This window comes from Sporosarcina sp. (genome assembly GCF_029257255.1).
GTDB lineage: Bacteria > Bacillota > Bacilli > Bacillales_A > Planococcaceae > Sporosarcina.
Genome location: NZ_JARICI010000009.1, coordinates 1 through 15,779, shown reverse-complemented (window position 1 = coordinate 15,779; position 15,779 = coordinate 1). Strand labels below are relative to the sequence as shown.

Sequence of the window (15,779 nt, the reverse complement as noted above, 5' to 3'; positions counted from 1 at the left end):
TTTTGTTCGGGAAAGTTGCTTTGAAACGGTGCCTGTGCGTGAAACAAACGTGAGTGTTTAAACATTCACGTTTGTTTAAACTTTCATGAATGTTTGCTACACAGGCACCTTAACAAGGGAAAACCCTGCTGTTTCCTGGAAAGGCGGGGAATCCAATATTATGGCACAAAAACGTGCGGTGCCCGCGCTGTTTGAGGTGCTGGAAACATATAAAGGTAAGAACATTGTGATAGGAGCGCACGGCAATGTTATGGTGCTAATGATGAATTACTTTGATGAAACATACGATTTTGAGTTCTGGAAAGAGCTTGATATGCCGGATATCTATAAGTTGTTGTTTAAAGATACGGACTTGAAAGAAGTCAGCAGAGTGTGGGGTAGAACGATATGAAAATAAGAGAGTTGTATACAAATGAAAATCCACCGAATGAATTGTTATTATCGGCTGATCCTTCCCGGCATATTGTAGATGATTATATGAAAAGAGGAACATGTTTTGTCGCTGAAGATGGTGAAGCAATCATTGGCGTATTTGTCCTGCTGCCAACGAGACCTGGCACGGTGGAGCTTGTGAATATTGCGGTTGCAGAAGATAGACAGGGCGAAGGAATCGGGAAAAGGTTAGTGCTGGCGGCAATTGCCCATTCGAAGTCAAAAGGATATAAAACGCTGGAGATTGGGACGGGTAATTCGAGTATCGGGCAACTGGCGCTCTATCAGAAATGTGGTTTTCGAATAATCGGTGTCGACAGAGACTTTTTCATCAGGCATTATGCAGAGGGGATTTTTGAAAACGGTATGCAGTGCAGAGATATGATCCGGCTGTCGCAGGATTTGTAAGGGGGAAGGCTGAGCTAAGTGATCAGACGTTTAACCGCGCAAGAGATGCATTCGCTTCTATCATAGGGTGCCTGTGTAGCACACAACTCCAACACTATTCTGAATTGTTTATGGCGCAGACATACTAATTGTTAAGAAAATCTTCATACCTTTCCTGCGTATTTCTTCATTCATTTCTTCTATACTTATAATAAGAAGAAAAAGAAGTAAGGGAAGGTAGATCAGGTATGAGATGGTTGATGAGGTTTTTGAAGTTTGCAGTATTCCTAATTGTGGTATTATTTTTCTTCCTGCAGGCAGAGGGGAAAATAGACATTAATTTTAAGGAACTTTTTAACTTTTTCGATGAAGATGAATATACGAGCCAATTTATATACATGGCTGAACGGGGTACGGAAAAAGTGGCGTATGAAAAGAATTCGCAGTCAGAAGCATACCCGGCATCGCTCACTAAAATCATGACAACGATTGTTGCACTGGAACATATTGATGATCTGGCTACGGTTGCTCCTGTGAATCTAGACACCTATCGCGAAATGGTCGCGGCGAACGCTTCGATGGCTGGCTTTTACAGCGGAGAATCCGTGACCTATCGGGATCTTCTGTACGGTACTATCCTGAATTCAGGCGGTGAAGCGGCGAACTCGTTGGCGATCCATGCAGGAGGCAGTGTGGAAAACTTTGTGAAGATGATGAACGACAAAGCAGCCGAAATCGGAATGAAAAACACGCATTTTACGAATCCCGAAGGTCTTCATGATAAAAATCAATTCACCACCGCTGTCGACATGGCGAAACTGGTGGACTATGCACTCGACAACAACAATTTCAGAGCCATCTTCACTAAAAGGGAGTTTCAGACGACATTCACTGCGGATCATCCGCAAGGCGTTTTGCTGAAATCGACAGTGCTCACTTCATTGGATAATTCGAATCAAAACGGTTTTCAAATCATCGGTGGTAAATCAGGCACGACGTATGAAGCCGGGCAATGCTGGGCGACGCTCGGGATGATAGGGGACCGCGAATATATCACGATCGTCATGGGTGCGCCTCTGAAAAACATCAGTAATCCGGATTATGCACAGAGGAAGGATACGCTAAAATTGTTTGCGGAAGCAGGCAAGAAATAAACGGAAAAATACTGCTTACATCTAAAGATATCTGGTCAACGCATCATTCGGAAATGTTTCGAATGAATGCGTTGACCAGATATTTTTTATTTGAACGTCCGGTTTCAATAAACAAGGAAACTTCATTTTTGTACATGAAAATAGATTTTGCGTTAGATAGCAAAGCTTAAGAAGCACTGGAAGGATGAGAGGTTAGATCCCTAGATGTCAAAACAGTGATGAAAGCAACAGGGTTGACGATAGAGCGTATCCGAAATATGAAAGCAGAATTAGGTTTATAACCAGTAAAAATATATCCCGGCCTGAATAAACTCCTGCAAATCCTCAACCATCTTCATAGGTCAGAGGATTTTTTGTGATGATCCTAACTATAAAATTTTGTGGTAATCCAAGACTATTTTGAAAACTAGCTATTTTGGTATCTGTTAATTTGTCGCTGTTTCCGATAAGGTGTTGTCAGACATGATATTGGGAGTGAAAATATGGAAACTGTAAAAGAATTGGCGTTGGTGGCGGTTGGTACGTTACTACTTGGTCTGGTGACATGGGCACTGGCGGCATCTTATATAGAAGAATACGACCTGTTTTCAACTGAGCCGTCGAATGCATTCGTCGCTGAAAAGACCGCGGCAAAAGGTTTGTTCACGGCTCCTGACTATTACGTGTGGACGGAATTGCCCGATGGGGAAGGTACGCGCAGCCTCAACCGCGTTTCCAAAAGTCAAATAGAGGACATCGAAATAGGCGATACGTTCAGCGGATATTCAGCAGGGTCTTCTGGCTTTTCCACAGTGCGTGATATCGTGGCCGACAGCTTTTTCCACCTGACCGCTATTTTTTTCCTCGTTCTCCTTACTTTCGGCTGCTTCGTTGGAATTATCTTTTACATACCCACAATAAACCGTCTGGAGAAAAAGAAATCTCCCAAACGGCAGGCGAAACAGAAGCGCAAACGAAGAAAGAAAGGCAAAAGAAAGAGAGATGGAAAAAGAACAGGCTGGCGAATTGCAGTCGCTATAGGCCTGATCTTTCTGGTGATTTCGGGGCGTTTCGTCATGAATTTGATTCGCAAAGTACTGCCTTTCGGTAAAACAGAGACGGAAGCACTGATTATAGACATGTCAGAGGATATCTCTTACACCAGACGTGGAGAATCGTTCTATGAGCTGATTGTTTCCTTCAGAGACCAGGCGGGACAAATCGTTCAGGTTATGCGAGAAGTGACGAGTAATACGTATGGTCAATACGAGATCGGGGACACCCTACCGATCGCATACCGCAACGCGGACCCCTACGATATTTTTGTCCGCGGCACATCCTTAATTGACGTCGTCCACACGTCTTCTTATTATGAGTTTTTTATGTATCTCTCCTTGCTCACGGTTTCTTTATTTGTCGGATGGGCGTTTGTGAAGAAACTCAGGAAGGGAAAAGAAGTTCAGCAGGAGCCGGAGAAGTTGAAAGGCAGGAAAAAATAGCAGTGGTGCCTGTGTGCGAAACAAACATGAATGTTTTACGCACAGGCACCATCAATAACGCCTATAATGATTTAACCGCACGATAAATCTTGTTTTTCAAACCTTGGTACGCTGGGCCGGTATACAGTGACTTCATAGAATCCATCACACGAACGGCATCTTTCCAATCCTCAACCTGAACCAGCTCAGAGAAGATTTTCGTATATTTACGACCTTCCTCGAATGCCAAAGCACGTATTACTATCCCTTCAGCTTCTAAAGTCTTCAGTAACTCCACTCGTTTAGCATGAGGTTCCACGGGGCCTACTTCCACAAATAAACGCAGTCCCTTAGAGGTCTTTTCGAACCATGCAATTAATGGATATCCAAGCCAGTATGTTTTCGTTACTGGAAAACTACCTGCAAGTTGTGTCCATTCAGTCTCTACGAAATTTGGTGTTCTTTTATGAGATGCATAATGAGCGGACTTACATTCGATGGATTTCATGAACGCTGTAAAAGAATCTTGCATGACGACAGCTGGGGAAGAAGGTTTCTGCGAGTTATCCACTGTGGATAAACCTAAAGCAGTTTTTATTTGTTCCGCCAGCTGTTGATAACTTTGTTCTTTGTATAAAGCCCCCATTGCAGAACGGATCGCTTCTTTCGTGTCCCAATTTACTGGTTCAATAAAAGAAGTATAGATACTCGTGTATTTCTTCCCTTCCTCAAAAGCAGAAGGACGTATCGGAATACCAGCTGCCTCAAGTGAACGCAGCAATGGCTCGCGCTTTTCCTGATGCAGCGGTCCTACCTCCACAGTTAGTTTCAAGCGTTCACCGATCCGTTCGAACCAAGCAATAAACCCTTCATTAAGCCACCAATTCTCCCGCAAATCTTCAGCTGAATAAACGCCATGCCAGTCACTTTCCACAAAGGAAGGTCGTTTGAAATGGACATTGGATAACTGTTCCGGCCATTCTTTTGTCTGAACAAATTCCTTGAATGCCTCAAGCATTAAGCTGTCTCCAACTCGTATGATGAAGTCGATGGTCTGCCTGTTCTCCAAATATAGATCAAATAAATATGGATCATCCACAGGTTTCTTCGCTGATGCTTGCAGACATTTTACCGCATCCTGATGATCACGGAAGACGGTCAGAGCCAGCTCATTCAGATCCTCATCATCTTCCAATATATCCGTTAAGATTTCATTGTAGTAGCAAAGGAAGTCGTAGATCTGCTGATTCATATACGATTTCTGTGTCTGCAGCAGGGTATCCAAGACATCCAATAAATCGTCGTAACCGAGCATCAAATAATCTTCATGCGTTGGCACTTCATTTTGCAGCGTCAAGAAAATCGGGACAATTTGATAAGCGGGATAGGTTGCTTTCGCGAACTCTATGTACTCTTCCAGCTGACCTTCAGACTCTGTCGAATGAAATTTATTTTCAATGAGAACCACTAGCTTATTCCTGGGCGAAACAGCAAGCAAGTCAATACGTTTGCCATTGTTCGTCTGGAGCTCCTTATACACTTCCAAATCCTGAAAATGCATACGCACAAAAGACTTCAAATCATAGTTGGACAGTTTATCTTCTTCCTCAGAATTTGCAGGATTCAAAAATGTCTTGGTCAATAACTTCCGAATGAAAAAGTCCCCTAATTGATGGTTTCCCTTTGCATCTAATAGCCATGCCAGGAAATTGGAGTGACGAATTTCGAACTGATCCACCGCCAATACCTTCAAAGGATTGAATCGATTAAAGTGGCGTTTGAGTTGTGTGAATGCTGATGAATCTTCTAACAAAGCTAGTAGTTGCATGGGTTGCCTCCTGATTGTTTTAGGTTATTATAGCAGAAATATGTCTTAAATTGATTTGTGTATAGATCGTTTAAAAGTGTATGTCCGCCGGGCAATTCTACATAATTTTCAAATCATATTATACACAGGCAATTTTACATGTTTTCTTAATATTCCTGTAAATTAGACAATAAATCTGTTAGTATAACTAAGTGTCTATAAATAAACTGAAGTAATTACATAGGAACAACTACCTTGTCTTCGAGAAAGTGAGAGGAAATATGATAGAACTGCAAAAAGTAAATAAAGTATATGAGGATGGGTCTCATGTACTGAAAGACATCGATCTGCTGTTTGAAAGCGGGAAAATAAACGTCTTAATTGGTCCAAGCGGTTGCGGTAAGACGACGACGATGAGGCTATTAAATCGCTTGACTGACCATACAGAAGGCGAAATTTTTATTGACGGCAAAAATATTGCTGGATTTAATCCAATTGAATTACGTAGGCAAATGGGTTATGTGATTCAAAGTATAGGGCTGTTTCCGCATATGAACATCTACGACAACGTAGCGACAGTGCCGCGGCTACTAAAATGGGATAAAAATAAAATAGACGAGCGGGTAACCGAATTGCTAGAGATGGTCAATTTAGATCCGGAGCAATTTAAAAAACGCTACCCATCTGAACTGAGCGGGGGGCAGCAGCAGAGAATCGGCGTGATTCGTGCGTTAGCTGCAGAACCATCCACCATATTAATGGATGAACCGTTTAGTGCATTGGATCCTATCAGCAGAGAGCAACTGCAGAATGAACTAGTTCGTTTGCAAAAGGACATTCAAAAAACCATCATCTTCGTTACGCATGATATGGATGAAGCAATTAAAATAGCAGATCAAATCATCTTAATGAAAGATGGAGAGATTGTGCAGCAGGGAACTCCGACAGAACTGTTGACGAATCCTGCCAATGACTTTGTCAGAGAGTTTATTGGCGAAGACCGACTGGAAAACTCTAAATCGATGCCTTTGCTTTCAAGTTTCATTGATCCGCTGGTGCAAGCTATCCGGCTTTCCGAATCAAGAGAATCGGTAATCGAAAGAATGCTAGAGCAGAAAAGCTTCACGTATCCTGTAGTGAATGTAAATAATAAATTGGTAGGACAACTCTCATTGGAGGCTTTACTGAGCGGGGATTTCACACGTTTGGAAGAAGCTGTAGATCCATCTGTTCGGGCGTTGTCGATTGATCAGTCTTTAGATGACATTTTTGAACACTTAGAGCAACAGGAAATGCAAAACATGCCGGTTGTTGATCAAGAGAACAATTTTTTAGGAATGATTGATATGAAGAACTTTATTCAGTCGTTTCGTTCTCTTTATGGGAAACGCGGTGAGATGTAAATGGGATTCATAGTAGATTATCTGGATTTTTGGAAGGAAAGATACATATCCATTTTAGAATATACCTATCAACACCTGATTATGTCTGTGATCAGTTTACTATTAGGGATACTTATCACTATTCCCCTGGCTATTTTATTAACCCGTTTTAAAAGCAACTTTTTAAAAGGTCTGGTATTTAATATCGCCAATGTATTCCAGACGATACCTACGATTGCTATGCTGGCGCTTATGATTCCGATTCTTGGGATTGGTATGAAACCAGCTGTTACGGCCATGTTTTTATACTCGCTCCTCCCTTTACTGCGCAATACATATACAGGCATAAAATCCATTGATCCAGGTGTTGTAGAATCAGCAAAAGGAATGGGCTATAGCGCATTTCAAAGTTTGGTTAAAATCGAACTTCCTTTGGCGATGCCTTATATTATGTCAGGTATTCGAGTGACGTCGGTTTACATTATCAGCTGGGTTACGATGGCTGCCGTAATTGGAGCCGGGGGGCTAGGCGGACTGATCATATCAGGGATTGGATTTAATAATAAGTACTTAATTTTTACAGGAACGATCTTGGCGATTATTTTAGCGGTGGGAACTGATTTAATTTTTGGCCGTATTGAAAAGTCTAGAAATAAAACTAGGAGGAAGACAATTTAATGAGAAAACTACTATTTGCAATTTCCACACTTGCACTTTTATTCGTTTTGACGGCATGTGGCGGGAAAGATAAAGAAACAGAAGCTGGCGGTACATATTTTGAAATGGGTACACAGGATTACACAGATCCTAAAATCATTGCGCACATGGTAAAAGAACTTGTCAAAGACCAAACGGACCATGAGGTAAATATTACGGAAAACATCCAAGCGAGTCCGTTAATTATTACCGCGATGGATAAAGGAGACTTTGATCTGGCTACTTTGTATTCAGGTGAAGTGTACAACAATCACTTCGATGATGACAAAGTAGAACATACAACGGACGCAAACAAAACACTTGCACAAGCGCAGGAGTTATTTAATGAAAAGTTTGATTTGAAATGGTTTGATTCATTAGGCTTTGAAAATAAATATACCATCGCTATTTCAGATGATTATGCGAAAGAAAAGAATATCGAAACCATGTCCGACTTGGGCGAATTAGCTCCGGAACTGACAATTGGCACTGACTCCGCATGGATCGAGCGCGGTGATGACGGCTACCGGGCGTTTCAGGAACATTACGGCTATTCATTTAAGAAGGCTGTAGGAATGGAAATTTCATTGATGTATGAAGGATTAAAAACTGGCGAACTTGATGCAATAACAGCTTACTCAGTAGATCCGGAAATTAAAGAGCTGAATTTGAAGGTGTTGGAAGATGATGAAGGATTTTTCCCGCCATCCACTGCATCGCTTGTCGCGAGAAATGATAAGTTGAAAGAGTATCCTGAACTAGAGGATATCATTAATTCAATGATTGATCTGATCAATGAAGAAGAAATGACGCAGTTAATTTATGAAGTGGATATCGAAAAGAAAGAACCGAAAGATGTAGCCAAGAACTTTTTAGTAGAAAAAGGTTTACTGAAATAAGGAGAATGTAAATGGAGTTTCTGACAGAGTTAATGCAGTATATAGTTGAAAATCAGTCTGAAATGCTATCCTTAACGGTTGAACACATTCTATTGGTTATGTATGGAGTTGCCTTAGCGTTTGTTGTCGGGGTTCCATTAGCAATTCTTGCTGTTAAAGTAGAACGTTTAGCACCGGTCATTTTGTCGACGGCAAATGTTCTGCAGAATGTTCCGAGTCTGGCGATGTTAGCCATCCTTATGCTGTACTTCGGTTTAGGGAATACCGCGGTTATTATTGGCTTGTTTTTCTATTCGTTACTTCCCATTATTCGCAATACATATGTGGGTTTACAAGAAGTGGATGGAAACCTGTTGGACGCGGGTAAAGGTGTGGGAATGAATTCATTTCAACTGTTGACTAAAGTTCAAATTCCTCTTTCCTTGCCATTTTTAGTCGCTGGACTAAGAGTTGCTGCCGTTATTGCGGTCGGTGTAGCTTCCATCGCTCCTTATGTTGGCGGTGGAGGGCTGGGTAAGGAAATTGTTTCGGGTATTGCTCAGCGATCAGATATAAAGATTTTGGCAGGCGCTATACCTGCTGCATTATTGGCGATCATCGCAGACTATATCCTTGGATTTATTGAAAAGTATGCAAAGAAGAGAACGACATAAAGAGGTGGACTAGATATGAAACAACAGTTATTTACTCGCCTGGAAGACGGTTATGAAGAAATGATCAAGCTGCGCCGTGATTTTCATATGTATCCTGAACTTTCATTTCAAGAAGTAAACACGGCAAAGAAAATAGCTGAATACCAGGAGAATCTAGGGTTGGAAGTACAGAGGAATGTAGGGGGACATGGTGTCGTTGCGACGCTCCGCGGAAAGTATCCCGGAAAGACCATTGCAGTACGAGCAGATTTTGACGCGCTTCCTATACAAGAAGAAAATGATGTGCCGTATAAATCGATGAATCCAGGCGTCATGCACGCGTGTGGGCATGACGCTCATACTGCCATTGCATTAGGTCTTTCAAAGGCACTTGTTGCAATGAAAGATGAGATCGCAGGAGATGTCGTATTTATTCATCAGCATGCAGAAGAGGAAGATCCGGGCGGGGCAAAGCCGATGATTGAAGCGGGTGCTCTGGACGGAGTGGATGTGATTTTTGCTACACATATGGAAAACTATATTCCTGTAGATCACTTATTGTACAGTGAGAATTTTATCCTGGGTGCATGCGATGATTTTACAATTGAAATTATCGGTTCTGGCGGACATGGTGCGTTTCCGCAAGACACGGTGGATGTCATTGCACTGGGTGCCCAGTTAATCAGCAATTTGCATCAAATCACCAGCAGAAAAGTGGATCCGCTAAAATCGGCTGTATTGTCTATCGGTTCGTTCCACGGGGGAGAGGCAGCAAACGTTATTCCCGAGAGAGCGATACTAAAAGGGACAATCAGAACCTTTGATGAAGATGTACGTCAAGGAATGTACGAATGGCTGAAAACTATCACATCCCATACTTGCCAGGCATTTGGGGCGACGCATGAATTGGATTACATGTTTGGCTATCCAGCTACAAAAAATGATCCGGTAATAACAAAACTGCTGGTGGACGCATCGAAAGAGGTTCTACCGGTTATGAACATACAGGAGATGCAGCCGAATATGGGGGCAGAAGACTTTTCTTACTTCCTCCAGAATGTACCGGGAACCTATTTTTTTACAGGCTCCGCGAATGAGGAAAAAGGCTTTATATATCCTTATCATCATCCGAAGTTTGACATAGACGAAAAAGCCTTATTAAACGGTGCAAAAGTAATTGTCTCCAGTATGGTTGACTACTGGAACACATATAACACTTTGTTGAAAGATACTGGATCACCAAACAACTAAAATGGATTTCTATTACCAAAATGCAAAAGCATGTAATGAACTTCAAGAAAAAATGAGCATCGATATAAAGTACCGTGTGCTAACGCAAGTAGAGCTTTAAGTTAATCTTGATTTCTCTTTTAAAGGCGCTGCCTGTGTACGAAACAATCGTGAAAGTTTCTAGTGCAGGCAGCGCTTCTAATACTAGATGATAAAAAGAGAAGTTTTTTTGAAAAAGCTGTCTTCTTAAAAATCAAGACTTATGATTAACACGAATCATATTGTATTTGAATAACATTGTGATTCCAAAGTTCATGATAAAATGCACTAAGAACGGGGCTAAAATATTGTTCGTTTTGAAGTAGACCCAGCCAAATACTAAACTCGGCACCGTGATGTTTAATAACATGATAGGCTTTTTGAAATACTGAACATGCAAGCCCAGGAATAACAAAGTAGTCATACCAATTGCAATCCACGCACTTTCCGTAAATACGAAAATCAGATTTTGAACAATCCCTCTAAACAGCAGCTCCTCAAATAACGCACTTACCAACATAAAGCTGAAGATCATGAAAATTGAATAGTCTTGAAATCCTTTATTGGTATCATCAATATTTTCCGGAGGGATACTTACGGTTAACAGTATTCCGAATACAATCAAACCCAATGAAGCACACACTATGCTTAGTGCCATTTTGATAGGCTGCTGGAATGACAGTAAACTGTCAATGGTCAGCACGTCATATACGATTAGACTAAATAAAATTGCCGCGCAAATGAAAGCAAATGATGTGAATACAAAAATAGCATTTCTCGGATTGAACTCTTTTTTTACTTTCTTTGTTCTTTCTGTTGTCTGTTTCATATTTCCCCCGTGATTTATTTACGTTAGGCGGTCTGCCAAAGATTCGATTGCGAATGTAAGTGCAGTCAGACGCCGTTCATTAACTGTTTTTTGAGGACTTCCTTCTTTTGCTTTTTCTATCTGTTTTTCAATGGAAGGCAAGATCCCTTGTAAAATATCTTTAGAAGCTTGGATATCTGCTTCATCATAATTAAAGGCTTCACCATCCCATAGGTTTTCAAGGCTTTCTAAGCCAATCTTTACAGCGCTGCGCCTCTTCGTGACAAGTGTGGTATTTGAGCCTTTTTCCGTCATGCTCTTATAAGCATTGGAAAGTTTACCGAACGTCGACGTCAGAGACTTAATGGATTGATCTTGGATTTCTTGGCTAACAGTCTTCCTGTCATTCATTCGGCAAGTCCAGCTGCCAGGATATGCCGAAACGATCCACCAGCCATCCGAATTTTTTGCTGAATCCATAATCACCGATCGGCATGAGTGCAGCACCTTTTTGCAGTAATTCATCGTAAAGCTTGTCAATTTCCTCTTCCGTATCACATGTCAAATAGATGGAGAAAGAAGGGGTGAATGAAAAATCGTGATCAATATGGCTGTCGATGCACATGAATTCCTGTCCCTTCAACGAAAAGACAGCTTGAATAACGGTACCTTCCTTGCCTGGTCCTTCTGAACCGTATCTTGCAATATGAGTGATTTTCGAATCCTCAATTAGTGTGGTGTAGAATTTCATGGCTTCTTCCGCCATACCGCCCTGGAACATCAAAAAAGGTTTTACATTCTTCATATAAATCTTCCTTTCCGTTATTTATTATTGGATTTGTGTAAACACCGCATTATCCCCCTAGATAAAACGGAAGTTTCTCCTTTATAATTTTTTCCCAGCCACCGTCCATAAATCCTTGAATAGCTGCGTGCGGCCGTATCAGTGCCTGTGTGCGAAACAAACGTAAAAGTTTAAACATTCATGTTTGTTCAAACAATCATGAATGTTTCTTGCACAGGCACCCTAAAGTACTTTCACGCCGGAACTGCTGCCTCGCGCGATTGGCCGACAGGTACCATCCCCTGAACAGCAATACGATAATCGCCAGATCCACTGCATCACCACCATAATACATCAACATGGCACCTGCACGGGCTTCCTCGACAGGTACCCCGTGCGGCGGATAGGCATAGAGAAATTTTGAAAGGATTCCGTGACCTGCCAGCGCCAGAATGAAAACGATTGTCCGATAGGTGTAGCTGAACCGCCGCGATAACGGATCGATAGCCAGCATGGAAACCGTGAACAAATAGCCTGCCGCGAACACTTGGGCATGGACGAGTATATGCAGCCAGAGATGATGATGCATCGCGGCAAATAATCCGGTCGTATACAGCATCCAAAGTCCGCCGATATTCAGCATAGCCGCGGTGACTGGATGAATATAAAAACCAGCAATCCGGCTCCTCAGCAACCGGCTCACCTGCCGCGCCCGCCGAACAGGAAGTGTCCGGAGTAAGAGCGTCACCGGAGCACCGAGTGCCAATAAAAGTGGACCGAGCATCCCGACAAATAAATGACCTGCCATATGCCAAGTGAAATTCTCATGCGCCAGTACAGCCAGTGGGCCGACCAGCGCACTGGCTGAAAAAAATTGTGCCCGATACCCAGAAAACGATGCGCATCCGCGGCCATTTCCGAAGACGCTTCTGCCGGTCGGAACGATAGACACTGAATAGATAAAGCGCAATCGCCAGCAATGCCGGAATCCCCAACAACCAATCAGTCACAACAAAAAATGACTCATGCCACATGTGGCTTCACCTGCCTTCACCTGCCTGATCCCCCGCGCATCCCGCTTCGCAGAATGTATCAGCAAAAGACCCGATGCAATCATGATAACCGCCGATCCGTTCCACACGAGATCGTAAGGAACGATATCGACATCGTAGCGGATTTGATGGATCCTCAAAACCTTATGCTGTATCGTCCCGTCATATAATTGAAATGCTCCGCCTCCGACCAGCTTGCCGCCCCAGAATATTTTATGCCATAGCGCATTCCGTCTGTAGAGATCTGCTGCTAAATACAAGCCGCCCACCGTCGCGAACCAGCTGAATGCATGGAACAGCCCGTCTGACACAAGTCCCATTGCCACCGTCGATTTATCGTAGAACTTATGCCAGTGCAGCAGCTGATGAAACACCGTCTCATCCATAAACGCCACAAACCCCAGGCCGAATAAAATTCCTGCCCAAAGATTCTTTTTCCTGAACTCCTTCCGTTTTTCCCAGTTCACATGCTTTTCCGTCATACGGAGCCCACCGCCTTTAATGAAATTAGTCCTAGTCTTTCCAAAGGTAAGGGCAGATAAACTGCATGGTCATTTAGTTAGGAGTCCAGAGCCTGAGTGGTGCCTGTGTGCAAAACAAACGTGAAAGTTCAAACAATCGTGTTAGTTCAAACATTCATGAATGTTTGCCGCACAGGAACCGGAAAACCGTGCTGGTGCAAAAGGGGCAAGCAATTTATGCGTCTCCTGACAGCCGGTTATGTACTTTTTCATCAGAATACCCGTAATGGGACTGAGCAAAATACCGTTCCGATAATGACCGGTACATATATGCAGACTGTCGATGAACGGGTGAGACCCCATGACAGGCAGATGGTCTGCGGCTTGAGGACGTACACCGGCCCACGTCCTGTGGATTATTCCGTCACTTAGCACAGGCAGTAGGCGGGAAGCCCTCTGTAATAAAGAAAGAATGCCGCCAGCCGTTACCGATGTATCAAAGGAACCGGGAATAGACGTTGCGCCGATCAGCATTTCCTTATTTCGTTTCGGTACAATATAACAGCCGTCTACCGCAAAAACCGTTTTGACCGGTGCAGGGCCTGCCAATCGAATCGACAAGCATTCACCTTTCACGGGAATGACGGGCAAGGAAAAAATGGTGTCAGCTAAGAGATGGCTGCTCCAGGCACCAGCTGCCATCGTCACTTGAGTTGCATGAAACGAACCGATTGAAGTGTCAATCCCTAATACCCGGTTTTGCTGAATGAGCAGGCGAAGAGCCTTTGTTTCTTCGTAGACATGGACACCGGCATTCATTGCTGCTTTCAAAAAGGCCTCAGCGAGCAGGGGTGCTTTTACTTGATGGTCTTTTTCCAGAAAAATAGCACCGGCAGTTTGGGATGTCATACAAGGTTCGACTTCTGGTACTTCCTCCGGTTCAAGCCATTGAATGGAAGGGTCCTTATCGGTTAAAAATTGATATTGCTGGCGTAACTCGCTCCATTCCTGTTCTGTCGCAGCTGTTTTGATCAGGCCGGCGGTTCGTAATTCAATGTCAATACCCGTACTGTACAGCAATTCATCACGAAGTTGAGGGAACATCGCCCGGCTTTCCAGTGCGATTTCTAACAACGGATTTTCCCGTTCAAACTCATTTTGCGCCCCCAGCATCCCTCCTGCTGCCATAGATGCCTGTCCTGCTCTGCCTGCATCAAATACGGCTACGCGTAAGCCTGCCTCTGCCAGACGATAGGCAATGGAACAACCTATTACGCCTCCACCAATTACAATATGATCATATACCTTCATTGTCTTCACTCCTACATGTTCAAGAAACTGATGTCGATGAACATCCGTCCTGGCCTGTAGGGAATAAAAAAATGCGCTTTCATAACAGAAAGCAGCATCTCATATGTACAGTCTATAACATACAATGGACTGTCACAGTGCCACTTCCCTCCGCCAGTATGAACTGGATCAGGTTCTAGGAGTCCCGAAGTCAATCACTTCAATCTCAGCTCTTTACAAAAGCACCTCCAGTGGATGAATATTCATTTTTTTACATTAACATATTGGATGGAATTTGTCTTACTTTAAAAAGATGGGTGCCTGTGTGCGAAACAAACGTGAAAGTTTAAACATTCATGTTTGTTCAAACAATCATGAATGTTTCTTGCACAGGCACCGTTAGCGAAAGGAATCATTTCTATTTCGCGCCACATCGTTTATACTGGAAAAGACGGAACGAATGTACGTTCTTCATTCGGCCGTACACTAGACAACCAGAGAGGTTTACATAATGAAAGGCACTTCACATCTACTTATCGGCACAGCCGCCGGTGCCGTTGCCGGATACGCCGTGCAGCCGGACATCCAGACCGCATTGATCGGCGCCGCAGTTGGCGGAATATCAGGCGTCGTTCCGGATCTTGACACGAACGGGCTTGCCAGCAACCGCATCACCCTCAGCAAGAAAGTGAGCAAATGGCTCATGGAAACAGCCGGCATCGTCATCCTGCTGACACTTGCCTATCAGGCTGTAACAACAGGATTGGGCCGAGAAATATACATATACGGAGCCATCGGTTTCCTGCTGCTCATCATCTCGCGTCTCATTACACAAAGGCATATGCTGACGATCAGCGGCATCCTGGTCCTACTGCTTGGTTTTGTCCTCGGGCAATCGCCGGGTATTTTGCTTGCGGGCAGCTATATCATATTTGCTTCCTTCTTGCCGCATCGGTCCTACACGCATTCCATTATCGGCGTGGTGTTTTATGCATTTATTTTAAAGAATCTGTATGCAGAGTGGCCTGTCAACGGCCTCATTGCCGCCGGGCTTACCGGTTATATCAGCCATCTGATTGCCGACATGAAGATTCTTCCTGTCAACCGCCGGGGTGTTAAATGGTTTTTGCCGCTGTGGAAACGTGAATTTTGAGGTGAATGAATGTAAAATATCTCTGAGCGTGCCTGTGTGCAAAATAACCTCTTTTCTTTAAATCAATCGTGTGCTTTGCCTGTTCCAGATCAGTTTCTTCATAATACAAGGCGCTG

17 protein-coding genes and 1 riboswitch are annotated in these 15,779 nt (G+C 43.3%); of the genes, 10 read left to right on the top strand and 7 right to left on the bottom strand.

Annotated features, from left to right (window positions below):
• The first annotated feature begins 85 nt into the window (after positions 1-85).
• The 4 genes from Q1J64_RS02090 to Q1J64_RS02075 all read left to right on the top strand — a co-directional run bounded on the left by Q1J64_RS02090 (position 86) and on the right by Q1J64_RS02075 (position 3,451).
• Positions 86-391 carry a histidine phosphatase family protein gene (locus tag Q1J64_RS02090; RefSeq protein WP_483315939.1) on the top strand — a complete coding sequence of 102 codons (306 nt, stop codon included), beginning with the start codon at positions 86-88 and terminating at the stop codon, positions 389-391.
• Entirely contained in the window at positions 388-840 is a 453-nt protein-coding gene (locus tag Q1J64_RS02085) for a GNAT family N-acetyltransferase (protein WP_301107441.1), read from the top strand. The genes Q1J64_RS02090 and Q1J64_RS02085 overlap by 4 nt, the downstream gene beginning before the upstream one ends.
• Before the next feature lie 227 nt (positions 841-1,067).
• The gene (locus Q1J64_RS02080) at positions 1,068-1,973 is read left to right on the top strand and encodes a D-alanyl-D-alanine carboxypeptidase family protein (protein ID WP_301107440.1); all 906 of its coding nucleotides are present in this window, start codon (positions 1,068-1,070) and stop codon (positions 1,971-1,973) included.
• A gap of 482 nt (positions 1,974-2,455) precedes the next feature.
• Positions 2,456-3,451, top strand: coding sequence for a DUF3592 domain-containing protein (locus Q1J64_RS02075; RefSeq protein WP_301107439.1), 996 nt, complete (start codon positions 2,456-2,458; stop codon positions 3,449-3,451).
• A gap of 61 nt (positions 3,452-3,512) precedes the next feature.
• Here the strand turns inward: Q1J64_RS02075 and Q1J64_RS02070 are convergent, their stop codons facing one another.
• The gene (locus Q1J64_RS02070; RefSeq protein WP_301107438.1) at positions 3,513-5,258 is read right to left on the bottom strand and encodes a PDDEXK-like family protein; all 1,746 of its coding nucleotides are present in this window, start codon (positions 5,256-5,258) and stop codon (positions 3,513-3,515) included.
• A gap of 260 nt (positions 5,259-5,518) precedes the next feature.
• Here Q1J64_RS02070 and Q1J64_RS02065 point away from each other — a divergent pair, with 260 nt between their 5' ends.
• Genes Q1J64_RS02065 through Q1J64_RS02045 form a run of 5 tightly spaced genes read left to right on the top strand, consistent with a single transcriptional unit; the run spans position 5,519 to position 10,097 of the window.
• On the top strand, positions 5,519-6,640 hold the full coding sequence (locus tag Q1J64_RS02065; RefSeq protein WP_301107437.1) for a betaine/proline/choline family ABC transporter ATP-binding protein: 1,122 nt from the start codon (positions 5,519-5,521) through the stop codon (positions 6,638-6,640).
• On the top strand, positions 6,641-7,297 hold the full coding sequence (locus tag Q1J64_RS02060) for an ABC transporter permease (RefSeq protein ID WP_301107436.1): 657 nt from the start codon (positions 6,641-6,643) through the stop codon (positions 7,295-7,297).
• Complete coding sequence (locus tag Q1J64_RS02055; protein ID WP_301107435.1) at positions 7,297-8,214, top strand: ABC transporter substrate-binding protein; 918 nt, start codon at positions 7,297-7,299, stop codon at positions 8,212-8,214. Before Q1J64_RS02060 ends, Q1J64_RS02055 begins: the two co-directional genes overlap by 1 nt.
• A gap of 11 nt (positions 8,215-8,225) precedes the next feature.
• Positions 8,226-8,867 carry an ABC transporter permease gene (locus Q1J64_RS02050; protein ID WP_301107434.1) on the top strand — a complete coding sequence of 214 codons (642 nt, stop codon included), beginning with the start codon at positions 8,226-8,228 and terminating at the stop codon, positions 8,865-8,867.
• Between the two features lie 15 nt (positions 8,868-8,882).
• Positions 8,883-10,097 carry a M20 family metallopeptidase gene (locus tag Q1J64_RS02045; RefSeq protein ID WP_301107433.1) on the top strand — a complete coding sequence of 405 codons (1,215 nt, stop codon included), beginning with the start codon at positions 8,883-8,885 and terminating at the stop codon, positions 10,095-10,097.
• A 232-nt stretch (positions 10,098-10,329) separates the two neighbouring features.
• On the opposite strand, the gene Q1J64_RS02040 is transcribed toward Q1J64_RS02045, so the two are convergent.
• From Q1J64_RS02040 to thiO, 6 genes are all read right to left on the bottom strand, one after another.
• On the bottom strand, positions 10,330-10,944 hold the full coding sequence (locus tag Q1J64_RS02040; RefSeq protein ID WP_301107432.1) for a CPBP family intramembrane glutamic endopeptidase: 615 nt from the start codon (positions 10,942-10,944) through the stop codon (positions 10,330-10,332).
• 18 nt (positions 10,945-10,962) lie between these two features.
• Positions 10,963-11,334 (bottom strand): hypothetical protein, encoded by a 372-nt coding sequence (locus Q1J64_RS02035; protein WP_301107431.1) that lies wholly within the window; start codon positions 11,332-11,334, stop codon positions 10,963-10,965.
• Positions 11,327-11,728: a VOC family protein gene (locus Q1J64_RS02030; RefSeq protein ID WP_301107430.1), complete on the bottom strand. Its 402-nt coding sequence runs from the start codon at positions 11,726-11,728 to the stop codon at positions 11,327-11,329. Before Q1J64_RS02030 ends, Q1J64_RS02035 begins: the two co-directional genes overlap by 8 nt.
• A gap of 196 nt (positions 11,729-11,924) precedes the next feature.
• Positions 11,925-12,677 carry a cytochrome c oxidase assembly protein gene (locus Q1J64_RS02025; RefSeq protein ID WP_301107429.1) on the bottom strand — a complete coding sequence of 251 codons (753 nt, stop codon included), beginning with the start codon at positions 12,675-12,677 and terminating at the stop codon, positions 11,925-11,927.
• Positions 12,678-12,713: 36 nt separating this feature from the next.
• Complete coding sequence (locus Q1J64_RS02020; RefSeq protein WP_301107428.1) at positions 12,714-13,241, bottom strand: DUF2243 domain-containing protein; 528 nt, start codon at positions 13,239-13,241, stop codon at positions 12,714-12,716.
• Between the two features lie 141 nt (positions 13,242-13,382).
• On the bottom strand, positions 13,383-14,531 hold the full coding sequence (gene thiO / locus Q1J64_RS02015; RefSeq protein ID WP_301107427.1) for a glycine oxidase ThiO: 1,149 nt from the start codon (positions 14,529-14,531) through the stop codon (positions 13,383-13,385).
• A gap of 128 nt (positions 14,532-14,659) precedes the next feature.
• Positions 14,660-14,770, bottom strand: a riboswitch (TPP riboswitch).
• Positions 14,771-15,021: 251 nt separating this feature from the next.
• On the opposite strand from thiO, the gene Q1J64_RS02010 reads away from it, so the two are divergent.
• Complete coding sequence (locus Q1J64_RS02010) at positions 15,022-15,663, top strand: metal-dependent hydrolase (RefSeq protein ID WP_301107426.1); 642 nt, start codon at positions 15,022-15,024, stop codon at positions 15,661-15,663.
• The last annotated feature ends 116 nt before the right edge of the window (positions 15,664-15,779 follow it).

What these genes read in the sequence shown, in the direction of transcription:
- Q1J64_RS02040 (WP_301107432.1), bottom strand. Translation starts at nt 10,944, where the DNA reads ATGAAACAGACAACAGAAAGAACAAAGAAAGTAAAAAAAGAGTTCAAT.
- Q1J64_RS02080 (WP_301107440.1), top strand. Translation starts at nt 1,068, where the DNA reads ATGAGATGGTTGATGAGGTTTTTGAAGTTTGCAGTATTCCTAATTGTG.
- Q1J64_RS02060 (WP_301107436.1), top strand. Translation starts at nt 6,641, where the DNA reads ATGGGATTCATAGTAGATTATCTGGATTTTTGGAAGGAAAGATACATA.
- Q1J64_RS02065 (WP_301107437.1), top strand. Translation starts at nt 5,519, where the DNA reads ATGATAGAACTGCAAAAAGTAAATAAAGTATATGAGGATGGGTCTCAT.
- Q1J64_RS02090 (WP_483315939.1), top strand. Translation starts at nt 86, where the DNA reads ATGAATGTTTGCTACACAGGCACCTTAACAAGGGAAAACCCTGCTGTT.
- Q1J64_RS02045 (WP_301107433.1), top strand. Translation starts at nt 8,883, where the DNA reads ATGAAACAACAGTTATTTACTCGCCTGGAAGACGGTTATGAAGAAATG.
- Q1J64_RS02055 (WP_301107435.1), top strand. Translation starts at nt 7,297, where the DNA reads ATGAGAAAACTACTATTTGCAATTTCCACACTTGCACTTTTATTCGTT.
- Q1J64_RS02050 (WP_301107434.1), top strand. Translation starts at nt 8,226, where the DNA reads ATGGAGTTTCTGACAGAGTTAATGCAGTATATAGTTGAAAATCAGTCT.
- Q1J64_RS02030 (WP_301107430.1), bottom strand. Translation starts at nt 11,728, where the DNA reads ATGAAGAATGTAAAACCTTTTTTGATGTTCCAGGGCGGTATGGCGGAA.
- Q1J64_RS02075 (WP_301107439.1), top strand. Translation starts at nt 2,456, where the DNA reads ATGGAAACTGTAAAAGAATTGGCGTTGGTGGCGGTTGGTACGTTACTA.
- Q1J64_RS02070 (WP_301107438.1), bottom strand. Translation starts at nt 5,258, where the DNA reads ATGCAACTACTAGCTTTGTTAGAAGATTCATCAGCATTCACACAACTC.
- Q1J64_RS02085 (WP_301107441.1), top strand. Translation starts at nt 388, where the DNA reads ATGAAAATAAGAGAGTTGTATACAAATGAAAATCCACCGAATGAATTG.
- Q1J64_RS02010 (WP_301107426.1), top strand. Translation starts at nt 15,022, where the DNA reads ATGAAAGGCACTTCACATCTACTTATCGGCACAGCCGCCGGTGCCGTT.
- Q1J64_RS02020 (WP_301107428.1), bottom strand. Translation starts at nt 13,241, where the DNA reads ATGACGGAAAAGCATGTGAACTGGGAAAAACGGAAGGAGTTCAGGAAA.
- Q1J64_RS02035 (WP_301107431.1), bottom strand. Translation starts at nt 11,334, where the DNA reads ATGAATGACAGGAAGACTGTTAGCCAAGAAATCCAAGATCAATCCATT.
- thiO (WP_301107427.1), bottom strand. Translation starts at nt 14,531, where the DNA reads ATGAAGGTATATGATCATATTGTAATTGGTGGAGGCGTAATAGGTTGT.